Annotated in this window: 25 protein-coding genes; 11 read left to right on the forward strand and 14 right to left on the reverse strand. The window is 59.8% G+C overall.

The features are described from left to right. Positions 1-2 precede the first annotated feature (2 nt). Genes ACTQ33_RS10305 through ACTQ33_RS10350 form a run of 10 tightly spaced genes read left to right on the forward strand, consistent with a single transcriptional unit; the run spans position 3 to position 10,049 of the window. A complete protein-coding gene (locus tag ACTQ33_RS10305; RefSeq protein WP_441464492.1) occupies positions 3-2,177 on the forward strand; it encodes a RelA/SpoT family protein in 2,175 nt (724 codons plus the stop codon). A 22-nt stretch (positions 2,178-2,199) separates the two neighbouring features. Then, a complete protein-coding gene (dtd, locus tag ACTQ33_RS10310) occupies positions 2,200-2,649 on the forward strand; it encodes a D-aminoacyl-tRNA deacylase (RefSeq protein ID WP_441464494.1) in 450 nt (149 codons plus the stop codon). Positions 2,650-2,663: 14 nt separating this feature from the next. Then, on the forward strand, positions 2,664-3,278 hold the full coding sequence (locus ACTQ33_RS10315) for an MBL fold metallo-hydrolase (RefSeq protein ID WP_441464496.1): 615 nt from the start codon (positions 2,664-2,666) through the stop codon (positions 3,276-3,278). 3 nt (positions 3,279-3,281) lie between these two features. Beyond that, complete coding sequence (gene hemZ / locus ACTQ33_RS10320; RefSeq protein WP_441464498.1) at positions 3,282-4,748, forward strand: coproporphyrinogen dehydrogenase HemZ; 1,467 nt, start codon at positions 3,282-3,284, stop codon at positions 4,746-4,748. Beyond that, a complete protein-coding gene (locus ACTQ33_RS10325; RefSeq protein WP_441464500.1) occupies positions 4,745-5,668 on the forward strand; it encodes a uridine kinase family protein in 924 nt (307 codons plus the stop codon). The genes hemZ and ACTQ33_RS10325 overlap by 4 nt, the downstream gene beginning before the upstream one ends. Before the next feature lie 33 nt (positions 5,669-5,701). Beyond that, complete coding sequence (locus ACTQ33_RS10330; RefSeq protein ID WP_441464502.1) at positions 5,702-7,042, forward strand: amidohydrolase family protein; 1,341 nt, start codon at positions 5,702-5,704, stop codon at positions 7,040-7,042. A 24-nt stretch (positions 7,043-7,066) separates the two neighbouring features. Continuing rightward, positions 7,067-8,671 carry a putative polysaccharide biosynthesis protein gene (locus ACTQ33_RS10335; RefSeq protein ID WP_441464504.1) on the forward strand — a complete coding sequence of 535 codons (1,605 nt, stop codon included), beginning with the start codon at positions 7,067-7,069 and terminating at the stop codon, positions 8,669-8,671. Between the two features lie 35 nt (positions 8,672-8,706). Then, positions 8,707-9,486 (forward strand): nucleoside triphosphate pyrophosphohydrolase, encoded by a 780-nt coding sequence (gene mazG / locus ACTQ33_RS10340; RefSeq protein ID WP_441464506.1) that lies wholly within the window; start codon positions 8,707-8,709, stop codon positions 9,484-9,486. A gap of 40 nt (positions 9,487-9,526) precedes the next feature. Continuing rightward, the gene (locus ACTQ33_RS10345) at positions 9,527-9,802 is read left to right on the forward strand and encodes an HU family DNA-binding protein (RefSeq protein ID WP_441464508.1); all 276 of its coding nucleotides are present in this window, start codon (positions 9,527-9,529) and stop codon (positions 9,800-9,802) included. Between the two features lies 1 nt (position 9,803). After that, entirely contained in the window at positions 9,804-10,049 is a 246-nt protein-coding gene (locus tag ACTQ33_RS10350; RefSeq protein ID WP_441464510.1) for an RNA-binding S4 domain-containing protein, read from the forward strand. A gap of 60 nt (positions 10,050-10,109) precedes the next feature. On the opposite strand, the gene ACTQ33_RS10355 is transcribed toward ACTQ33_RS10350, so the two are convergent. From ACTQ33_RS10355 to ACTQ33_RS10390, 8 genes are all read right to left on the reverse strand, one after another. Beyond that, a complete protein-coding gene (locus ACTQ33_RS10355; protein WP_441464512.1) occupies positions 10,110-11,570 on the reverse strand; it encodes a hypothetical protein in 1,461 nt (486 codons plus the stop codon). Positions 11,571-11,572: 2 nt separating this feature from the next. After that, on the reverse strand, positions 11,573-12,310 hold the full coding sequence (locus ACTQ33_RS10360; protein WP_441464514.1) for an ABC transporter ATP-binding protein: 738 nt from the start codon (positions 12,308-12,310) through the stop codon (positions 11,573-11,575). Between the two features lie 14 nt (positions 12,311-12,324). Further along, complete coding sequence (locus tag ACTQ33_RS10365; protein ID WP_441464516.1) at positions 12,325-12,831, reverse strand: hypothetical protein; 507 nt, start codon at positions 12,829-12,831, stop codon at positions 12,325-12,327. After that, entirely contained in the window at positions 12,828-13,559 is a 732-nt protein-coding gene (locus tag ACTQ33_RS10370) for a hypothetical protein (RefSeq protein ID WP_441464518.1), read from the reverse strand. Before ACTQ33_RS10370 ends, ACTQ33_RS10365 begins: the two co-directional genes overlap by 4 nt. After that, positions 13,556-13,942: a GntR family transcriptional regulator gene (locus ACTQ33_RS10375; protein WP_441464520.1), complete on the reverse strand. Its 387-nt coding sequence runs from the start codon at positions 13,940-13,942 to the stop codon at positions 13,556-13,558. The genes ACTQ33_RS10370 and ACTQ33_RS10375 overlap by 4 nt, the downstream gene beginning before the upstream one ends. Positions 13,943-14,109: 167 nt before the next feature. After that, entirely contained in the window at positions 14,110-14,280 is a 171-nt protein-coding gene (locus ACTQ33_RS10380) for a hypothetical protein (protein ID WP_441464522.1), read from the reverse strand. 72 nt (positions 14,281-14,352) lie between these two features. Next, positions 14,353-14,871 carry a nitroreductase family protein gene (locus ACTQ33_RS10385; protein ID WP_441464524.1) on the reverse strand — a complete coding sequence of 173 codons (519 nt, stop codon included), beginning with the start codon at positions 14,869-14,871 and terminating at the stop codon, positions 14,353-14,355. Positions 14,872-14,884: 13 nt separating this feature from the next. Then, positions 14,885-15,874, reverse strand: a complete 990-nt coding sequence (locus ACTQ33_RS10390) for a biotin--[acetyl-CoA-carboxylase] ligase (RefSeq protein WP_441464526.1) — start codon at positions 15,872-15,874, stop codon at positions 14,885-14,887. Positions 15,875-15,966: 92 nt separating this feature from the next. Here ACTQ33_RS10390 and ACTQ33_RS10395 point away from each other — a divergent pair, with 92 nt between their 5' ends. Then, positions 15,967-16,563: a biotin transporter BioY gene (locus ACTQ33_RS10395; protein ID WP_441464528.1), complete on the forward strand. Its 597-nt coding sequence runs from the start codon at positions 15,967-15,969 to the stop codon at positions 16,561-16,563. Here the strand turns inward: ACTQ33_RS10395 and ACTQ33_RS10400 are convergent. From ACTQ33_RS10400 to ACTQ33_RS10425, 6 genes are all read right to left on the reverse strand, one after another. Further along, a complete protein-coding gene (locus tag ACTQ33_RS10400; RefSeq protein WP_441464530.1) occupies positions 16,497-16,907 on the reverse strand; it encodes a hypothetical protein in 411 nt (136 codons plus the stop codon). The two genes, ACTQ33_RS10395 and ACTQ33_RS10400, sit on opposite strands and share 67 nt — an antisense overlap. Positions 16,908-17,021: 114 nt before the next feature. Next, the gene (locus ACTQ33_RS10405) at positions 17,022-17,393 is read right to left on the reverse strand and encodes a hypothetical protein (RefSeq protein ID WP_441464532.1); all 372 of its coding nucleotides are present in this window, start codon (positions 17,391-17,393) and stop codon (positions 17,022-17,024) included. Positions 17,394-17,467: 74 nt separating this feature from the next. Further along, positions 17,468-18,322: a metallophosphoesterase gene (locus ACTQ33_RS10410; RefSeq protein ID WP_441464534.1), complete on the reverse strand. Its 855-nt coding sequence runs from the start codon at positions 18,320-18,322 to the stop codon at positions 17,468-17,470. A gap of 58 nt (positions 18,323-18,380) precedes the next feature. After that, complete coding sequence (locus ACTQ33_RS10415) at positions 18,381-19,103, reverse strand: tyrosine-protein phosphatase (protein WP_441464536.1); 723 nt, start codon at positions 19,101-19,103, stop codon at positions 18,381-18,383. Positions 19,104-19,178: 75 nt separating this feature from the next. Further along, a complete protein-coding gene (locus tag ACTQ33_RS10420; protein ID WP_441464538.1) occupies positions 19,179-19,430 on the reverse strand; it encodes a hypothetical protein in 252 nt (83 codons plus the stop codon). Positions 19,431-19,524: 94 nt separating this feature from the next. Next, positions 19,525-20,997 (reverse strand): L-fucose/L-arabinose isomerase family protein, encoded by a 1,473-nt coding sequence (locus ACTQ33_RS10425; protein WP_441464540.1) that lies wholly within the window; start codon positions 20,995-20,997, stop codon positions 19,525-19,527. Positions 20,998-21,033 lie beyond the last annotated feature (36 nt).

Genomic DNA, 21,033 nt, shown 5'->3' on the forward strand with positions numbered 1-21,033 from the left:
GTATGGAATCCGTACAGGAACATTATTCGGCTATGATGGTAGCCATCCGGCGCTACGCGCCGTACGTGGATATTGAAAAAGTGGACGCGGCGTATCAATACGCCGAGGAGAAGCACGCCAACCAGAAGCGCAAGGACGGCTCTCCTTACGTCATTCACCCCCTGGCTGTGGCCGAGATCATTGCGGAGATCGGTCTGGACACCGATGCGGTGGTGGGCGCGCTGCTCCACGACTGCATCGAGGACACCGACTCCTCCTTTGACGACATCGCCAAACGGTTTGGCCGCACAGTGGCCGAGCTGGTGGAGGGTGTCACCAAGCTGACCCGGGTGCAGTATTCCACCACCGAGGAACAGCAGATGGAGAATCTGCGCAAGATGTTCATGGCCATGAGCAAGGACATCCGCGTCATCCTCATCAAAATTGCCGACCGGCTCCACAACACCCGGACCCTGCAATATCAGACGCCGGCCAAGAAGATCAGCAAGTCCCTGGAAACCATGGAGATCTATGCCCCCCTGGCCCACCGGCTTGGTATGCAGAAGATCAAGTGGGAACTGGAGGACGAGTCCCTCAAGTATCTGGAGCCGGAGGCCTACAACGAAATCATGGCCTATCTGGACGCCCACGAGGAACAGGCCAATCAATTTATGCGGGGCGTCCAGTCCAAGATCACCACGCGCCTTTCCAGCGTGGGCATCCACGGCAAAATCTACGGCCGCATCAAGCACGTCTACTCCATCTTCCGCAAGATGAAGTCCCAGCACAAGACCATTGACGAGCTGTACGACCTCTACGCGTTCCGCATCATTGTGGACACCATCCCCGACTGCTACAACGTCTTAGGTCACATTCACGACCTGTTCAATCTGGTGCCGGGCCGGTTCAAGGACTATATCTCCACCCCCAAGCCCAACATGTACCAGTCCCTGCATACCACGGTCATCGGCTCCGACGGCATCCCCTTTGAGGTGCAAATTCGCACCTGGGAAATGCACCAGACGGCGGAATACGGCGTGGCCGCCCACTGGAAGTACAAGCAGGGCGTCAACAAGACCGGCGACGAGAAGGACTTTGAGTGGATTCGCCGCCTGCTGGAGAGTCAGCAGGACACCGATGCCGAGGAGTACGTCCACTCTTTGAAAGTGGATATGTTCGATGACGAGGTGTTCGTCTTCACCCCCAAGGGCAAGGTCATTTCCCTGCCCCAGGGCTCTACGCCCATTGACTTTGCCTACGCCATTCACTCCGCGGTGGGCAACTCCATGGTCGGGGCAAAGATCGCGGGCCGTATCGCCAAAATCGACGAACCCCTGAAAAACGGCGACATTGTGGAGATCATCACCTCCAAAACCGCCAAGGGCCCCAGCCGCGACTGGCTGAAAATCTGCAAATCCAATCAGGCCCGCAACAAAATCCGCCAGTGGTTCAAGAAGGAGTGCCGGGAGGAGAACATCGTCCACGGCAAGGCCAGCTTCGAGTCGGAGCTGCGCCACTTCAATATCAACCCCAATGTGCTGAACAACACCGAGATTCTTCCCACGGTGCTGAAAAAGGTCTGCTTTGACTCTCTGGACGATATGTACGCCGCCATCGGCTACGGCGGCATTACCGCCCAGAAGTGCGTGGGCCGCATCAAGGACGAACTGGTCCAGGCGGCCAAGCCTGTCAAGGACCCCAAGGATACGGGGTTGAATCTCAACAAGGCCCCCACGCACAACGAAAGCGGCGTCATCGTCGGCGGTGACATCGGCTCCTGCATGGTGAAGTTCTCCCGGTGCTGCACACCGGTGCCCGGCGACGACATTGTCGGCTTTATCACCAAGGGCTACGGCGTGTCCATCCACCGCAAGGACTGCCCCAACGCCAAGGCCGCCAACGATCCGGCCCAGTCGGACCGCTGGGTCCAGGTGTCCTGGGCCAACACCGAATCGGAGCCTTTCTCCACCACACTGGAGATCGACTCCACCGCCCGCCAGGGCGTCTTCCTGGACGTGGCCACCATTCTGGCCTCTGCCAAGGTCCGGGTCACGGAGATTTCCGCCCGGGACCTGCCCAACGACCGGGCGCTGACATTGGCCACCTTCGATGTGAAGAATATCGACGAGCTCAACGCCATCAAGCAGAAAATCCGCGGCCTGTCCGGCGTCACTGACGTCCGCCGCGGCAGACATTGATTTTACAAGGAGCACCCGAACCATGAGAGCAGTTTTGACCCGCGTCTCCTCGGCTTCCGTCACCATCGACGGCACGGTGCGCGGTTCCATTGGCAGAGGATTTCTCATCCTCCTGGGCATCGGCCCCAACGACACCCCGGCCCTGTGCAGAAAACTGGCGGAAAAATGTGTAGGACTGCGCATTTTTACCGACGATCAGTACAAGATGAATTTAGGGCTCAGTGATGTGGGCGGTCAGGTGCTGGTCGTCAGCCAGTTTACCCTGTACGGTGACTGCAAAAAGGGCCGCCGGCCCAATTTCATCAACGCCGCTTCGCCGGACGTTGCCATTCCCCTCTATGAGCAGTTTCTGGACGAGTGCCGCGCCCTGGGCTATGCGCCCCAGCACGGCGAGTTCGGCGCCCGCATGGAGGTGGCCTCCGTCAACGACGGCCCCGTGACGCTGATTCTGGACACCGACGACTGGGTATAAGGAGGTTTTTCTCTATGACCATCACTACCCTGCCCCTGGGTCCGCTGGGGGCCAACTGTTATATTGTCTCCGACGGCGCCTGCTGCGCCGTCATTGACCCCGGCGACAACGGTCCCGCCCTCCACGACGCCCTCCGTGGCCTCACCGTGTCGGCCATCCTGCTGACCCACGGCCACTTCGACCATGTGGGCGGCGTCCGGGACCTCCAGGCGGAGACCGGCGCGCCGGTGTACCTCAGCAGCAATGACCTGAGCTTGCCCACGGAACTCAGCGGCGGCCTGCCTGCCGAGTTTATTGACCTGTCCCTGGAATCGGAATCCACCGTCACTGTGGGTTCCATCACCTTTACAGTTCTCGAAACGCCGGGGCACTGTCCCGGTTCCGTGTGTTTTTGGGCCAAGGACGGCAGCCAGGAAGCGCTGTTCACCGGCGATACCCTGTTCCAGGGTTCCATGGGCCGCACGGATTTCCCCGGCGGCGATCTGACCGCCATGCAGCGGTCTTTGCAGCGGCTCAGCCAGCTGCCCCCGTCCCTGGCCGTCTATCCCGGCCACGGCCCCGCTTCCACCATCGGCGACGAGCGCCGCTGGAATCCGTTCCTGCGGCCCTTTGCAGGCCGGGAGGATTGACCCATGCGGCTCTATCTCGACGGCCATACGGAACGGTACGCGTTGGAGCAGCTGCAAATGGCCCTGTTTCCCGGGGAGCCCATGGAATACAGGGAGACGCCTTTTGACGGCGACGGAGCAGTTTCCACCCTGCGCCGGGAAAACGGTGTTCTGCTGGCCCGCGCCGTCATCTGCAAGGATGGCCGCACGGTGACGGGAGAGCAGACCCTGCCCGAAGCGGAAGAAACCGTCTCCACCCGCCGCCGGACGTTGCAGCAAAGCTATTACAAGGCCGCCGTGCAGCTGTTGGACGCGCCGCCGCCCTGGGGCGCCCTGGCCGGCGTCCGCCCCACCAAGCTGACCACCCGGTGTCTGATGCACGGCGGCTCTGCCGCCGACTGCGACGCCCTGATGCGGGACGTGTACTACGTCCAGCCGGAACGGCGCAGACTGTGCATCGACGCCAGCCTTGCCACGGTGGAAGCGGCATCCCTGCTGCGGCCCAAAGACCTCTCCCTGTATATCGGCATTCCCTTCTGCCCCACCCGCTGCTTTTATTGCAGCTTTGTCAGCCAGTCCATCGAGAAGCAGGCCCATCTGTTGGAGCCGTTTCTCCAAGCCCTGCTGGTGGAGATTGAGACGGTGGGACAGCTGTTGGCCCAGTCGGGCCGGACGGTGCGCACAGTCTATCTGGGCGGCGGCACCCCCACCACCCTGTCCGCAGAACAGCTTTCCCGGCTGCTTGCTGCGATTTCCAGTCATGTAGACCTGTCCCAGTGCCTAGAATATACGGTGGAGGGCGGGCGGCCCGACACGTTGGACCGGGAAAAGCTGGACGTTCTGCGTCAGGGCGGCGTAGACCGCATCAGCATCAATCCCCAGACCATGCAGGATGCGGTGCTGCGCCGCATGGGACGCCGCCACACGGCGGCGGATGTGGTAAGGGCCTACGAGGACGCCGTGGCGGCGGGCTTCACAGCCATCAATATGGACCTCATCGCCGGTCTGCCCGGCGACAGTCCCGCAGGCTTTGCCGATTCTCTTTCCCGGTGTCTGGCCCTGGACCCCTCCAATATTACGGTCCACACCCTGGCCATCAAGCGCAGTTCCGATCTGAATCTGGACCGGACGGGCCTGCTGCCCGCCGAAGCCGTGGCCTCCATGCTGGAGACGGCGGAAACGGCTCTGCGGGGCCGGAGCTACGCACCCTATTACCTGTACCGACAGAAATACATGTCCGGCAGCTTTGAAAATGTCGGTTGGAGCAAGGCCGGTTCGGCCTGTCTTTACAATATTTATATGATGGAGGAACTCCACAGCATCCTGTCCCTGGGCGGCGGCGGCGTCAGCAAGGTCAACCTGCCCGGCGGCAAGCTGGAGCGACTCAGCAACCCCAAATATCCCCGGGAGTACCTGGAACGGTTGAACGACACCCTGGACGCACACCGTACCTTCTTCCGGATGCTCAGTGAAACGGAGGGAAGTATATGAAGCGTTTTCAATTACACGCACTGAATGACGACATCCGCAGCGACCCGGCTGATTTCATCGCCCGTTGTGACGGCCGCTATGACCGCATGGTAGTCGAAACGGCACAGGCCGCCGCCAAAAACATCAAGAACAGCCCCATTATCCTGCTGGCCGGTCCGTCCGGCTCCGGCAAGACCACCACGGCCACCCGCATTCGGCAGGAGCTGGAACGCCACGGCATCGGCACCCACGCCGTCAGTCTGGATGACTACTACCGCAGTCCTCTGGAACCCGACTACCCCAAGACCGAGGACGGAGAGCCGGACCTGGAATCGCCCCTGGGTCTGGACATTCCCCTGTTGGAGCAGCATCTGACGGACCTGGCTGCCGGACGAGAGATCACCGTCCCCCATTTCGACTTTAAAGTCCACGACCGGGACCCGAAAAAGTCGTGGCAGTTACAGTTGAAGCCCGATGAAATGGTGGTCTTCGAGGGCCTCCACGCCCTCAATCCCCTGTTTACCCAGCGCCATCCCCATGCGTTCCGCATTGCCATTTCCGCCGCCAGCGACCTCTATGACGGGGATACAATGCTCCTGCACCACGACCAGTTCCGGTTGCTGCGGCGGTCGGTGCGGGACCTGTACCACCGCAATGCACCGGCGCTGGAGACGCTGAGCCTGTGGGCCAACGTGGAACGGGGTGAACGGCTGTACATCAATCCCTATCGGGACCAGGCCAATGTGGTCCTCAACACCTCTCTGGGCTATGAGCTGTCGGTGCTGTACCCCATCGCCGCGCCCCATTACGCCGCCCTGCCCGCCGACGCGCCCGAAATGGAGAGCGTAAAGGCCATTGCCCGGGCCGCCCAGCTGGTGGAACCCATCGATGGCGGTCTGGTGCCCAAATCCTCCCTCATGCGCCAGGAGTTCATGCAGTAACCCAAATTTTTACGAGATACGAAAGGAACGACTATGGATACACTGTTTTCCAATGCCACTGTGGTGACCATGGATGAGTCCATGCACCTCTACACCGGCGGTTTTGTCGGTGTCACCGACAGTAAAATCTCCTATGTGGGTAAAAACCCGCCCCCCGAGGATGTGAAACCGCAGAAAATCATCGACGGCACCGGCATGGTGCTGATGCCCGGCCTCATCAACTGCCACACCCACCTGCCCATGACCCTTCTGCGGGGCTACGCCGATGACTACGATCTGCAAACGTGGCTGACGGAATATATTTTCCCCAAGGAAGCCCATTTGGATGACCGGTGCGTCAAGGCTGCCACGCTGCTGGGCATTGCTGAGTGTCTCCAGTTCGGCGTCACCTCCGTGACGGACATGTATGACCACATTGACGCCATTGCCGAGGCTGTGGCCGAGAGCGGCATCAAGGCCAATCTGTCCCGCGGCACCACCCTCTTTGACCCCGAGGGCTTCGAGTTCGACAAGTATCCGGCCTGTCAGGAGCTGGTGGCCGCCCGGGAGAAGTGGCACAACTACGACAACGGCCGCATCCGCATCGAGGCCTCCATCCACGGCGAGTACACCTCCAGCCATGAGCTGTGGGACGCCATGGCCGAATACTGCATCAATGAGGGCGTGCGCATGCACATCCACCTGTCGGAGACTGAGAGCGAGCACAACAGCTGTGTGGAAAAGTACGGTCTGACCCCGGCCCAGCTGCTGGACTGCCACCATGTCTTTGACGTGCCCACCACCGCCGCCCACTGCGTGTGGCTGACGGAGGAGGATCGGAAGCTCCTGGCTAAGCGCGGCGTCTCCGCCGCCCACAACCCCATCTCCAACCTGAAGCTGGCCAGCGGCGTGGCCGATGTCATGGCCATGGTCAAGGACGGCATGAATGTGTGTTTGGGTACCGACGGCACCGCCTCCAACAACAACTTGGACCTCTTTGAGGAGATCAAGGCCGCGGCCCTCCTGGCTAAGGAGAAGCACCGCGACCCCACCGCCGTGTCCGCCACCGCCGCCCTGATGATGGCCACGGTCTGCGGCGCACGGGCTCAGGGCCGCGATACCGAATGCGGCATGATCAAGGAGGGCATGGACGCCGACCTGATTCTGGTGGACTTCACCCGGCCCCACCTGATGCCCTGCCACAACGTCATCTCCAGCCTGGCCTATTCGGCCCGCGGCGGCGATGTGTGCCTGACCATGGTCCGGGGCAAGGTTCTCTATGCCGGCGGCAAGTTCCCCACCATCGACCTCAGCGCCGTGGTCAAGGAGTTGGCCGAGTATGCCATGCCTCGGGTGTTCCAGCCCACAGGCGGCGACGAATCTTCCGCCTCTTGAATTTGGTAAAGGACTGATTGCATTTTGAATCCACAACCCATGAAGAAGCAGAGCTTCCTCCACGGCGCGGCCATTCTGGCTCTGGCCACCTTCATCGTCAAGATCATCGGCGCCTGCTATAAAATTCCCCTGGTGGGCATCATCGACAATGCCGGTTACGGCTATTTCACCACGGCCTACGACATCTATTCGGTGCTGCTGACCATCTCCACGGCGGGCCTGCCCGTGGCCATGTCCCGGATGATCTCCGAAAGCCAGGCATTGGGCCATCATGCCCAGATCAAGCGCATTTACCGGGCGTCGCTGTACGTCTTCCTGACCATCGGCATTGTGGGCAGCGGCGGTATGCTGCTGCTGTGCCGCCAGCTGGCCGAGTTTATGGAGTCGCCCAACTCCTGGGCGGCCATCGCCGCATTGGCCCCGGCTGTGCTCTTCGTCTGCGTCATTTCGTCCTACCGCGGCTTCTTCCAGGGCCAGAGCAACATGACCCCCACCTCCATCTCCCAGGTCTATGAGGCGCTGTGCAAGCTGTTCATCGGCCTGGGCGCTGCCTGGTTCGTCATGGACACCACCCAGGACGTTGTTCTGGCCGCCGGCGGCGCCATTCTGGGCGTCACCGTGGGTACCATTGTCTCCATGGTCTATCTGGGCATCAAGTACCGTAAGGCCGCCGCGTTCCTGGACACCCAGGGCGGCCCCGTCAAGCCTCTGGGCGTGACGATAAAGCAGCTGCTGTCTATCGCCATTCCCATCACCCTGGGCGCGGCGGGTCTCCAGCTGATCAATCTGATGGACGCCAAAATCGTCATGGGCCGTCTGCTGGGGGCCGTGGGCTTCACCCAGGCCCACGCTGACGAGGTCAAAGGAATTTACAACTTCTGTCAGACCATGTTCAATCTGCCCGCCGCTTTCATCGTCCCCATCACCGTGTCCATCATCCCCTCCATTACGGGCTACCTCACGGTGAAAGATTACAAATCCACCCTGATGGTGGAGGAATCCGCTGTCCGCATCACGGCCCTGCTGGGTCTGCCCTGCGGCGTGGGTCTGGCGGTGTTGTCCGGCCCCATTCTCACCATGCTGGCCAAATATGGTCCCACGGAACTGGCCACCGGCAATCCTATTCTGCGGGTCTTCGGCGCCGCCGTCATCCTCAACTGTCTGGTATTGCTGACCAACGCCATGATGCAGGCTCACGGCAATGTGACCACACCCCTGATCGATATGCTCATCGGCGGCATTGTCAAAGTGGTCGTCAATTTTGTGCTGGTGGGTATGCCCCAGTTCAACATCATCGGCGCCCCCATCGGTACGTTCTGCTGCTACTTCACCATTATCTCTCTGAACCTGCTGGCCATGAAGCGGATGCAGAAAGAGCACAGCCCCCGGATTATCCGCACGCTTCTCAAGCCTCTGATCGCGTCCCTGATTATGGGCGCCGCCGCCTGGGCGGCCTACGGGCTTCTGAGCCGGTTTATCTCCTCCAACAGCATCGCCTGCCTGGGCGCCATCGCCATTGCGGGCTGTGTGTATCTGGTGCTGGTGGTGGCCCTGCGGATCATCACCAAGGAGGACTGCATGCTCCTGCCTAAGGGTGAAAAAATTGCCAAATTGTTAAAAATCAACTGATTTTACGGAAGAAATGTTGCAAAAGGGGAAAAACTATGGTAGAGTTTCAAAAGAAAGACCGCTACGGCTATGACGATCTCGTGAAGATTGTCCACCTCCTCCGCTCCCCCGGCGGCTGTCCCTGGGACCAGGAACAGACCCATCAATCCATTGCCCGGAATTTTCTGGAGGAGACGTATGAGGTGCTGGAAGCCATCGACCAGGATGACCCGGTACACATGTGCGAGGAACTGGGCGACGTGCTGACCCAGGTGGTATTCCATGGCGACATGGAGCAGGATGCCGGGCGGTTCACTCTGGAGGACGTCTATGACGGCATCTGCAAGAAGCTGATCCTGCGCCATCCCCACGTCTTCGGCTCCACGGTGGTAGGCAGCACCGGCGAGGTGCTCAACAACTGGGACGCCATCAAGCGGGTGGAGAAGGACCAGAAGACCTTCACCGACACCCTGGAAGCGGTGCCCAAGAATCTCCCTGCCAACTGGCGGGCCGAAAAGCTGATGAAAAAGGCTTCCAAGGCGGGCTTTGCCTGGGACAACGGGTTCCAGGCCATCGACAAGCTGGCTGAGGAGACCGTCGAGCTGGGGCAGGCCATGGTGGACGGGTCCAACGTGGCCGAAGAGCTGGGCGACACCCTCTTTGCGGCCGTGGGCGTCTGCTACACCCTGGGATTGGACCCGGAGGCGGTACTCCACAAGGCCTGTGAAAAATACACCCGCCGGTTTGCCGCTATGGAGCAGCGGGCCGGCAGTACCCCGCTGGATACGCTGTCCAAGGAGCAGCTTCTGTCCCTGTGGAACGACTGCAAACTCTGATTACACCACTTCAACACCAAAGAAAGAGGTCAAACACGCTATGAATAAGACTGAATTGATCGCTGCTGTGGCCGAGAAGGCCGGTATTGCCAAGAAGGACGCCGAAAAGGCCGTCAACGCCACCCTGGACGCCATCACCGAGACCATGGTTGCCGGCGACAAGGTGCAGCTGGTGGGCTTCGGTACCTTTGAGACCCGCCGCCGGGAGGCTCGCACGGGCCGCAACCCCCAGACCAAGGAAGCCTTTGAAATCCCCGCCTCCACCGTACCCGCCTTCAAGCCCGGCAAAGCCCTGAAAGATCAGGTTAATAAGTAAGATGCGGCTGGACAAATATTTGAAGGTGTCGCGGCTCATCAAGCGGCGCACCGTGGCCAACGAGGCCTGTGACAATGAGCGCATTACCGTCAACGGCCGCCCGGCCAAAGCCTCCTATGATGTGAAGGTGGGCGATGTGCTGGAAATCCGTTTCGGCGCCAAGACCGTAAAAATTGAAGTTCTGGCCGTGGCCGAGGCCGTCCGTAAGGATGACGCCGCCGCCATGTACCGGGAACTGACCGAGTAAAAACCCACCGGGTTTTCCGTAACAATCGGAAAACCCGGTGGGTTTTATCTGTATTGATTGTCATTCACTGACCGAGCCCGGTGTTGGGCGGTCGTTCTCCGTCTGGATAAGAAAGCCGCTGTCCCCCGGCTCTGTCAGGTTGCACGTCAGCAGGGCCGCGTACTGGAGCCCCTGGCTGTCACAGATCTGCACATGAATTCTGTTGTCCCAATACTGGTCCACATAGCCGACCCGCAGGAACCGCTCTCCATCGAAGAAGCTGTTGCTGTAGGACGCGCTCCACTCCGCGGCGTTGTCGTCGCTGACCTTGTAATAGCGACCATCCTCTGTCAGCTTCCAGGTGGAGATCCACTGTTTGTAGCTCTCCGCACCGGCGGTGGTGTCGCAGTCGATGACCTGATGATACAGGCCGTCTTCCCCCACCGCCCAGACGGTGATCCACTGGGAAGCGCTATCCGATTCCTCTTGGCGCAGGGTGGACACGGTAACCACATGGTCGTTTTCCATCTGAGACTGATACCATCCGCCCTCGTTGCCCATATAATGGCCGCTAATGGGAAAGGTCTGAATCTGCTCCATGGTGGCCCAGTCAAAGAGAATCGCGGTGCTGCCATCTTCCGTATCGGTTGTCAGCAGCAGCCGGGTATCGTCTTCCATACCATAGAGGGCGCTGCCGTCCTCCGTGGCATAGACCAGCTTCACCTCATTCTCCACCACCTGATCCAGAATGTCATCTTTATAATCCAGCTTCTGCACCGGGATGCGATAAATGCCCTGGGGAGCCGCTCCCGGAATGGGATTTCCGTCGCTGTCCCGGGCCGTAAACAACAGATACCAGCAGCCGTCCGGGCCTTGAATCCCATTGCTGTAGATATTGTCCACATTGGGCAGCAGATAGTTCAGGCTATAGACATTCCCCTGATCATCCTTACTGATGGTGATTTCCGCCACATCCCCCTCCCGAACCGGCACATGGAAAAATTCCGTGGCGGTTGGCCAGAATTGCGGACCATCCATAGTATGTCTGATGGGAAGGGAGGAATCATCGGCAATCTCGTAATAGTCCAGATGCGGAGCCAAGGGCACTGTAACGGCATACTCCTCCGCGCCGGCGGGCGTCTGCTCTGCCGCCGCTGTCAGCACGTCGGCCAGCCAGGCCGTCTCCGGCTGCTCCAGAAAGTCGATGGGACCGCTGCTGCTCATGCTCATATTGCTCTGGCAGTACAGACTGATGGTGTCGCGGCTGAGTTCCCGGTTTTCTTCATATTGCGCCGTGAAATAGAAGTCTGAGTCTGTTTCCACCGTTTTCCCCAGGGTGATGGTATTCCGCCAGTGGAGTTTGCCGTTGCTGGTCAGCAGGGATTCGATTTGCAGCCCCTCCCCTGCCGCCGGGTTGCCGTAACGCCACTGCTCCGTATAGGTGACGGTCTCCGCGTTCTGATTGACATAGGGCACTGCCGCCGCGAGGATGCCCACACTGACCACCGCCAGAGTCAGCAGCAGCATGAGACTTCTGCGCATGGTCACTCCTCCTCTCCCGTCAGCTCCGACAGGGCCTTGCTGACCCGGTCGGCCCGGTAGTGGTACGTCTCCTTGACAAAGTCCAGAACATTTTTGCCCTGTTCGTCCAGTTCCAGTGTGGTGGCATCGGCCACAACGCGGCCATTTCTCAATAGTACTGCCCGGCTGATAAAGCCGCTGACCTCTTCCAGCAGATGCGTCGATAAGAGCACCGTCTCCGTCGGCTCCAGGATGCCCAGGAGCACCTTATAAAAATCCTCCCGGTTGAACACGTCGTTCCCGGCAAAGGGTTCGTCCATCAAGATATAGTCGGCGCCCTGGCTCAACGCCAGAATGACCTCAAACTGGTTCTTCTGGCCCGTGGAGAAGCTGCGGATGGGTTTGTTTTGCGGCAGCTCGAAAAACTCCAACAGCGCTCCAAACCGTTTTTCCCGGAATTTAGGAAAGTGCTCCCGGTAAAATTCCCCATGGCCCTGGGCCGTCAAATTGGGGAAAAAGGAGTGTTCACAGGTGGCGAAGCTGAGCCGCTCAATATTTCGCGTGGTAATGGGTTCCCCGTCCAGGGTGATGTCTCCCTGATAGGACAGAAAGCCCAGGATGCATTTCATCAGTGTTGTCTTACCGGCGCCGTTTTCTCCAAACAGGCCCACGATTTCGCCGGGGCCAATGGTCAGGTCCACGCCGGTCAGCGCCTGTTTGCTCCGTCCATAGACCTTTTTGACTTCTTTCAGTTGCAGCATAGGAAACGCCCTCCTTACAGCAGATTCAGCAGTTCCAGCCAGGAATAGGGATGCAGACACTGTTCCGGCGTACACAGCATATAAATCACGAAATCCAGACACCGCAGCACAAAGGCCAGCAGCAGATAGCCCAGCGCCGCCAGGGCCGGTATGGTCAGCACCCGCCGCCACCGCTCCCAGCGGTCCGGCAGACGGCGCATGGTATAGATACTTTTGCTGCCCTGGTAGTAGCTGGAATACAGCTGCACGGCCACCACCACCATAGCCAGGGCCGCCACAAAGCAGCCATACAGACTGGTCCCCAAAATCTCAGAAAACGCCGGCATGATGGTGCCGTTGAGCTGCTTGAGATTGCCATGGTAATAGGTATATAGACCGTTGCGGGCCGATAGATACCGCAGGATGAATTGCAGATGGAACAGCAGGGCGGAGATCAGGCCGGTCAACAGTCCCATCTCAGATTTAGACGGGTCCACCCCCGGCGGCAGATAGCGGGCCATCCACACATGGCGTCGTTTCATAGCGTTTCCTCCTCTTCCTCCGGTTCCGCCCGTCCGGGCAGTTGTACGATAGCAATACAGAGCATAAACCACAGCACACCCAACACAATGGTATCCCACTCATAACTGCCCAAAGCACTGGTGATTATGGTCATGGCAATGAGGGATACAAAGGGATGAATGGTTCGTTTGCCCCGAACGCTGCGAATCATGGTGATACCGCCGTACAGACCCAGTCCCAAATAACGGAAGATCGTTACCGCCCATCGCCATCCGTCTTCCAGCGGCAGCAGGCCGTGGAAATAGCTGCTGCGGTAGGCGGCCAGGAACAGCGTCTGCTGGTGGTATCGCTCCGGTTGGAGCTGCCCGTAGAGGGACACCACGCTTACAGCTACCGCCAACTGGACAGCCCAGACGATGAGAAACACCAGGACGCCGAACACCATGGGCCAGACGTCCCTGGCAACGTTGGATATCGGCAGACGGTACCAGGTGTAATCCACCCGTCCGCCCCGGCGGCCCACGGCCCCCAGGCACACAAACAACCCCGCCATGGCCACCGCCGCCGTCCAGCGAACAGGCCACCAATCCAGTACCTTTTCCACAGCAACGCCTGCGTTAACATCGAGGTGCTGGATGCCCCACAGGGCCAGGCCCAGCTGAGCCGCCGCCATGGCCGCCAAAATCAGGATGGCCCGGTACAGCTGACTGCGGCTGCCCAACATCAAGAGGGAAAGCTGACGTTTCATTCCGGTTCTTCCTCCTTCCAAAGCGTTTCTACCAGGGCGACGGTCTCCGCACAGGTGGCGCCCAGAGCTTTCATGGACCGGACAAAGGCCCGAGCCTGGTAGTCCGGCAGATTTTTCCGCAGCGCCTCCACCTGTTCCGCCGTGGCGGAGACGAGACTTTTGGCCCCCGTATGGGACTGAAGCCACCCCTCCTCCTCCAAAAGCCGGAAGGCCTTCTGGATGGTATTGGGATTCACGCCCAGCAGCGCCGACAAGGCCCGGCGGGAGGGCAGCTCCTCGCCGTCGGCCACCGTCCCGGCGGCGATTCCGGCTTTGACATGGCGGATGATCTGCAAATAAATGGGGACGCCGTCCTCCAGCCGCAGCGTTGTAAAGTCTATCATGGCTGCCTCCTTTCACTGTATTATACGTGTAGTACACTTTCTAAGTGTATTATATCCATAGTACACTTTTCTGTCAAGGGGTTCTCTGTGCCGTTTTACGCGCCCCGGCGTCACAAGGGCATAAAAAAACCGCCGCCCCGCGAGGGGACGGCGATTTTTTCGATCACTCAATATTCATCCACATCGGCGTAGTCATCGTACTCCGAAGGACGTCTTCTGCACAGGGTGAAACGGTGGGGATCAGTGATCTTATCCCAATAGCCGATGAGCAGGCACACGCCGCCGGCCATAGCCAGGCTGGCACCCACGATCTTCAGAACAAATCTTGCAAGTTTCACAAGTCCGCCTCCTTACGTTGTCGGTGGTGATGGTATCAGTATACCCCTTTTTCTGCCGGATAGCAAGTATTTTTACAGACGAAGAATGGCGTCCTCCCGACGGGGCTTGTAGGCCGGAGCCGGTGCGGCGGCATATCCCAACGCACAGTGGCCCACGCCGCGGTACGTCTCAGGAATGCCCCATTCTTTCAGCAGCGCCTTACCCTCGTCGCTGTCAAACATTTCTCTGGCCCGATGAATCCAGCAGGAGCCCACGCCCAGAGACTCGGCGGCCAGCATCAGATTGCCGATAACGAGACTGCCGTCTTCCACCCAAGTATGTACCGTGGAATCGGCCAGAACCAGCACAATCGTGGGCGCACCGTAGAAGGGGTCACCATCCCGGCCCTGAATCGCCGCGTTCATGCGGCGGAACGTCTCCCGCAGCTTCGCGTCCTGAATCACCACCATCCGTGCCGACTGCTTGCCCATGCCGCTGGCAGCCCAGGTACCGGCCTCCAGAATGGGGTTGAGGATTTCGTCTTCCAACTGACGGCCCATAAAGTTGCGGCAGCTGCGGCGGCTGAGGATGGTCTTAATGGTTTCATTCATACAAAATTCCTCCTTACACGTATCCGTACATACCCCGGACGGAAACTTCCCCCGAGGTGATGGTTTCCTTGGTACCGTCGGGCCAGGTCACCAGCAGCCCGGCATCCTCGTCGATGCCGTCGGCGTGGGCCGGACGGACCTCTGTGCCCCGAATGACCTGAATGTCCTTGCCAATGGTGACGCAGTCGGCGGCGTATCGCGCCATCCAGGCCGCTTTCTCCGTCAGCAGTTCCCGATCCGTCCGGTACAGCTGGCGGATCAGCTCGGCGGCGTAGGCGTTGCGGTTGATGGTCCGTCCTGTGGCCTCCTTGAGGGACACGGCCATGGGCCGCACCTCCGGCGGAAAATCCCCGTCGCCGTGGTTGCAGTTGGTGCCGATACCAACCACCACATAGTCCACCAGGCCACTTTCCGCCTGAATGGACAACTCCGTGAGAATGCCCACGCATTTTCGCCCGTCAATGACCACATCATTGGTCCATTTGATACCGGGCCGCCGGCCGGTGGCCGCTTCGATGGCTTCCACCGTGGCCTCCGCCGACACAGCCGTCAAGTGCATCAGCTGATGGGGCTGCACGGCAGGCCGGAGAATCACAGTTAAATAGACGCCGACGCCCGACGGGGATTCAAACCGGCGGCCCATGCGGCCCCGGCCCCCCGTCTGTTGATTGGCCACCACCACGGTACCGTGGGGAGCCCCTTCGGCGGCCAGTTTTTTGGCCAGGGTGTTGGTGGAGTCCACGGCATCCAGAACCGTGACCTGATCGGCCCAGGGATGGTCCCCCAAGGCTCGCAGCACCTCATCCCGGCACAGGGGTGCGCCGTGTTCCACCAATTTATAGCCCCGGTTGGTCACCGACGCAATTTCATAGCCATCGTCCCGCAGGGCCTGGACCGCCTTCCAGACAGCGGCGCGACTCAGCCCCAGCTGTCGGCTCATTTCCTGGCCGGACAAATAATCGCCCTGCTGCCGCAGCAGGGCCAAAACGGATTCCTTGGTCATGGAATACCTCCCTTGACACCATGTGTGTTTTCTGGTATAACGTATATTGTCAACCCGCTTGTAGTATAATCGGTTTACAATTGGAGGTCAACATGAAACTGCGTAACTGGATTTTAGCCGCTATGTTCACGGCCCTGACGGCGGTGGGCTGTCTCATCAAGATTCCCACACCCATCTCGTCGTTCAGTCCCCTGTTTTTCTTCACCGCTCTGTCGGCGCTGCTGCTGGGACCGAAATTCGGCGCCCTGTCCCAGGGAATGTATGTGGCGTTGGGCCTGTTGGGGCTGCCCATCTTCACCACCGGCGGCGGCTTCGGCTCCATCTTCACCACCACCTTCGGCTTCCTCCTGGGGCTGATTCCGGCGGCGGCGGTCATCGGTCTTTTGGTGAAGCGGTGGGGAACCTCCTTCAAGGCCCTCTGCGCCGCCTCAACGGTGGGGCTGCTGGTGCTGTACGCCGTGGGTCTGCCCTATATGCATCTGATTCTGACGGTGTACATGGAAAAGACCTGGACCATTGGCCAGACCATTATGGGCGGTATGATCTTGTTCCTGCCCTGGGATGCCGTCAAAATCGTGGCAGCGGCAGCGCTGGCCCGGCGGGTACTGCCGGTCATGGGGCTCTATGAAAGCAGCCAGGCCGCCACGGCAAGGGCTGCAAAGATGGCCAAAAATACAAACAGCATTTGATAGCCGCTGGGGGATACCGGCTCCGCCGGGTCCTCCTCCTCGGCGGTGATGCCGTAAACCGTCTCAAACTCCTCCATGGCCGCCAGGAGTTCCGCATCGTCGAAGGGTTGTGACGGGGATTCCGTCGGCGCCTGAACCGGTACGCGGCGGCGTCCGGCCCGGCGGCGGCGTACCGGATAGGGCAGCTCTTCCGGTTCCGGCGCTTCCACCGCCTCCGGCTCCATCCCCTGAACCATGGACGGCGTCAGGCAGACGGTCACCAGCTGGTCCACCAGCCGGACGCCGCACTCATCGCAGCGAGTCGCGCCGTCGTCAAAGACACGCTTGCACTGGGGACACCACATGGCTCCACCTCCGTTCTCTTTTCCTAATAAAAGTGTGCCACATTCTTCCAAGGTTGTCAAGAGGTACACATAGGAGTGATGCCGCAGGAATGGCCTGCGGCATCACTGGTTTTGTCATGTCTTTTTGCTGAATCGCTCCCCACAGGATGGGCAGCGGATAATGATTTGTCCCTTGCCCTTGGGGACCCGCACCTTCTGACGGCAGCGGGGGCAGGCGAAGTAGCTGTGTTCCCGGTCCCGAAACCGGTGAATCACCTGTAAAAATTTCTGGTTTTCCCGCTGTCTCTTGGCAATGTTACGGGAATACATGCGAAAAATCGCATAAATCAGGGGGACATAGGCCAACAGTCCGAGGAAGTACAGCTTGGAAAAGCTGCTGAGCAGGCACAGAACCACGCCCACAATCAGCAGAAACTGCCCCAACTTGTCGGAGCCGTAACGGCCATACATAAAGTAGCGGAATTTTTGTCCCAATTTTTGAAACATTCTTACATCACCACTATCATTATAGCGGTTTTGGGCACAAAAACAACCGGTTTTGTCCATTGTTTACGGATTGTTTACGGTTGTGAAACGGTTTCCAGGGAAACCACCGGAAGATGGGGCCGGTTGAACAGCCGGAAGGGGACGCCGCTGTTGCCCAGTCCCCGGCTCACCACCATGGCTGTTCGGCTTTCGGTGTACAAACCTGCCGTAAACTCGGGAAATAGCTGCCGATCCGTCCCCAGGAGTCCCCCCACAAAGGGCAGGCGGATGACGCCGCCATGGGCATGGCCGCAGAGGACCACATCTACGCCCAGAGCCGCCCAGCGGTGCAGGTCCTCGTTGCGATGGGCCAGCAGCACCGTGTAAACATCGCCGTGGGCCGCCCGGATTTCCTCCAACAGCGTCTCCGGCGTCTTTTGGTCCCAGGGACCATTGGGGTCATCGACGCCCGCCAGAACGATCTGCTGGCCGTCCCGCTCCAACACCTCGTATTCGTTGTGGAGCACCCGGACACCGCCCGCTTCCAACCGCTGGTAGAAGTCCCAGGTGCTGTCCATGGCCCATTCATGATTTCCGGATATGTAGTAGGCCGGGGCAATGGTATTCAGCGATGCAGCCGTGTCCACCATGGTCGTCACCCGTTCCGCCGAACAAGTCTCGTCGGCTAGGTCGCCGGTGATGGCGATGAGGTCCGGTTCCGCCGCTTCCACCGCCGCCAGCAGCGTTTCGTTGCCGGAGCCGAAGGTCTTGCCGTGGAGGTCCGACACCACCACAAGGCGCAGTCCATCAAAGGCCGCGGGCAGCCGGTCAGATGCAACGGAGAACGGCTCCGCCGCAATGATATTGTTTTGATATTGCCAGAAACCGGCGGCGATGAGAATCACCGCCGCCCAGATAATCAGACTGTGGAGACAGCCGCGACGCCGCATCCCCTCACCTGCCCTTCTCTATGAGTATAGTCCATGGGAGCCTGCGAAGGGTGTCGTCTTATGGTTCCACGAATTTTTTTATGATGGTTTCCAGCGTTTCCTCCGCCACACCTGTGGTGGAAAGGTACTGCCGCACGGAGCCATAGGTCCGCTGTAAATAGTCCAGCAGCCCCTCCATGGCCGACGGCGGCGTGTGGAACATGGTCTCATGGTACCGGGTCCCGTCGCCCTGGAGCCGCAGACGGCCGCTCCGCATGGCGTGAAACACCGGCTGTAGATAGAGCTCGCTGACGGCGTAATCCGCCACAATATCCGCCTGCTCCACCCCCGCCAGGGACAGGAGAAAGCAGGCGCAAAGACCCGTCCGGTCCTTACCGGTGGTGCAGTGAAACAGCATACCGCCCCTGGCTCCGGCAGCCAATTCCAAAAAGCGGCGGACCCAGGGTCGATTGTCCTCACAGCGGGTGATGTAGATTTCCTGCCAGTCCACGGGCCGCTCGGTAGAAAAGCTCTCTGCATCACCGCCCTGGGGGCAACTGCAACACAGCATGGCCATACGCAGGTCGCTGGGACGCAAGGACGCTTCCGCCGGAGATCGGAGATCAATGGCCGTATGGATGCCGTAGCGGGTCAGTTCCGCCACAGTGACCGGCGGCAGAGCACAGGGGGCCTCGGACCGGACAAAGACGCCGAAGCGGGTGCGGCCGCCGGGAACGGCGTAGCCTCCCAAGTCCCGGGCGTTGTACAGGCCGTGCAGAGGCAATCGTCGAACAAATTCCATGGCCGAAGTCTCCTTTGGTACAAATTCAGATTGGTTTAGTATAGCATAAATTCGCCGCATGGTAAAGGGCCGCCGTCAGCAGAGGAAGAGTGCCAGCACCAGAAGCAGAAGCACTACAGACGCCGCAGCGATTCCGTAGAACAGCTTTTTGCCCCCGGGGCCTCGTTTCAGGCAATAGGGCTGGAGCAGGCCCAGGCCGGCAAAGAGAAGCGCCGCCAAAAACCGATAGCCCACCACGATCCAATTCTGCCGGGATACCAGATCCAGCACCGCCATCACGGCCTCGATGGCCGCCACAAGAAACCATATTATGTGTGTGTTTCTCATGAAGAGCGCCCCCTTTTTTGCTCAGCATACCATAAAAGTGGGCCCGCTGCAATGTCCTTGCAGAGGGCCCGTAGTGCATGGGGTTCCGGTTCTTTTATGCGAAGGGATTCTCGGTGGGATAGGGCAGGCTTTTGGGCTGGTTGTAGGCGATATCGGCCACGCCCATGTACTTGAAGACCTCGAAGAGGGCCTTGCCGTAGTTGCCGAAGGCCACAGCGCCATGGTGGGGATAACGCTTCTCGATGAGCACATGGCGGTAGAAACGGTCCATCTCCGGGATGCCAAAGACGCCGATGGAGCCGAAGCTGTTGGTGGGAACGTCCAGCACAGCGCCCTGGGCAATATAGGCATGCAGGGTGGTATCGGCAGCACTCTGGAGACGGTAGAAGGTGATATCGCCGGCCTTCAGGTCGCCTTCCATGGTGCCGCGGGTGATATCGGGCTCCGCCAGATCGGGCTCCAGGCTGCGCTTCATGATGCGCTGATATCCCATGGTGGGCTCCTTCAGCAGGCTCTTGCAGGTATTGCCGCAGTGGAAGCCCATGAAGGTCTCGGTCAGGCGCAGATCGTACTTACCCTTGATGCCCTCGTTATAGGCCTTGGCGGGAACGGTGTTGTTGATATCCAGCAGGGTCACGGGCTTGCCGGAGACGCAAATGCCGATGTACTCAGACAGGGTACCATAGATATCCACCTCACAGCTGACGGGGATGCCGCGCCCGGTGAGACGGCTGTTGACATAGCAGGGCACAAAGCCGAACTCCGTCTGGAACGCAGGCCAGCACTTGTTGGCAAAGGCCACATACTTGCGGGTACCCTTGTGTTCCTCCATCCAATCCAGCAGCGTCAGCTCATACTGGGCCAGGCGGGGCAGAACGCCGGCATACTGGTTCTCACCGATCTCGGCCTTCATCTCCTCCATAAGGGCGGGGATGCGGGGATCGTCCTTGTGGTGGTTGTAGGCCACCAGCAGATCCAGCTCGCTGTTCTCCTCCACGGCCACACCCAGGTCGTACAGGGCCTTGATGGGAGCGTTACATGCCAGGAAGTCATCGGGACGGGGGCCAAAGGCGATGATCTTCAAATCCTTCAGACCGAGAATGGCGGTGGCGATGGGAGCGAAGTCGTGAATGCGCTCCACCAGCTCCTCGGCGGTGCCCACGGGAACCTCGGGGATATAGACGCGCTTGTGGCGCAGGCCCAGGTTATAGCTGGCGTTGAGCATGCCGCAGTAGGCGTCACCGCGGCCATCGAACAAGTCGCCGTCACCCTCGGCAGCACCCACATACATCATGGGACCGTCGAAGAAGTCAGCAATTATGGTCTCGGGGGTCTCGGGACCGAAGTTGCCCAGGAAGACCACCAGGGCGTTGACGCCGTGGGCCACCACGTCGTTGACAGCATCGCGGGCCTGGACCTCAGACTCCACGGTGATGGGACACTCGTACAGGCCCTCACCGTAGGCGGCCTTGATGGCGGCGCGGCGGCGCTCCGACAGGGCGGCGGGGAAGCAATTGCGGGAAACCGCAATAATGCCCAGCTTCAGCTCAGGAATGTTTGTAATCATGGGAATCGTCTCCTTGCTATATAATCTAAATGTATA

Source organism: Candidatus Avoscillospira sp. LCP25S3_F1 (genome assembly GCF_052117125.1).
Taxonomy (GTDB): domain Bacteria; phylum Bacillota; class Clostridia; order Oscillospirales; family Oscillospiraceae; genus Avoscillospira_A.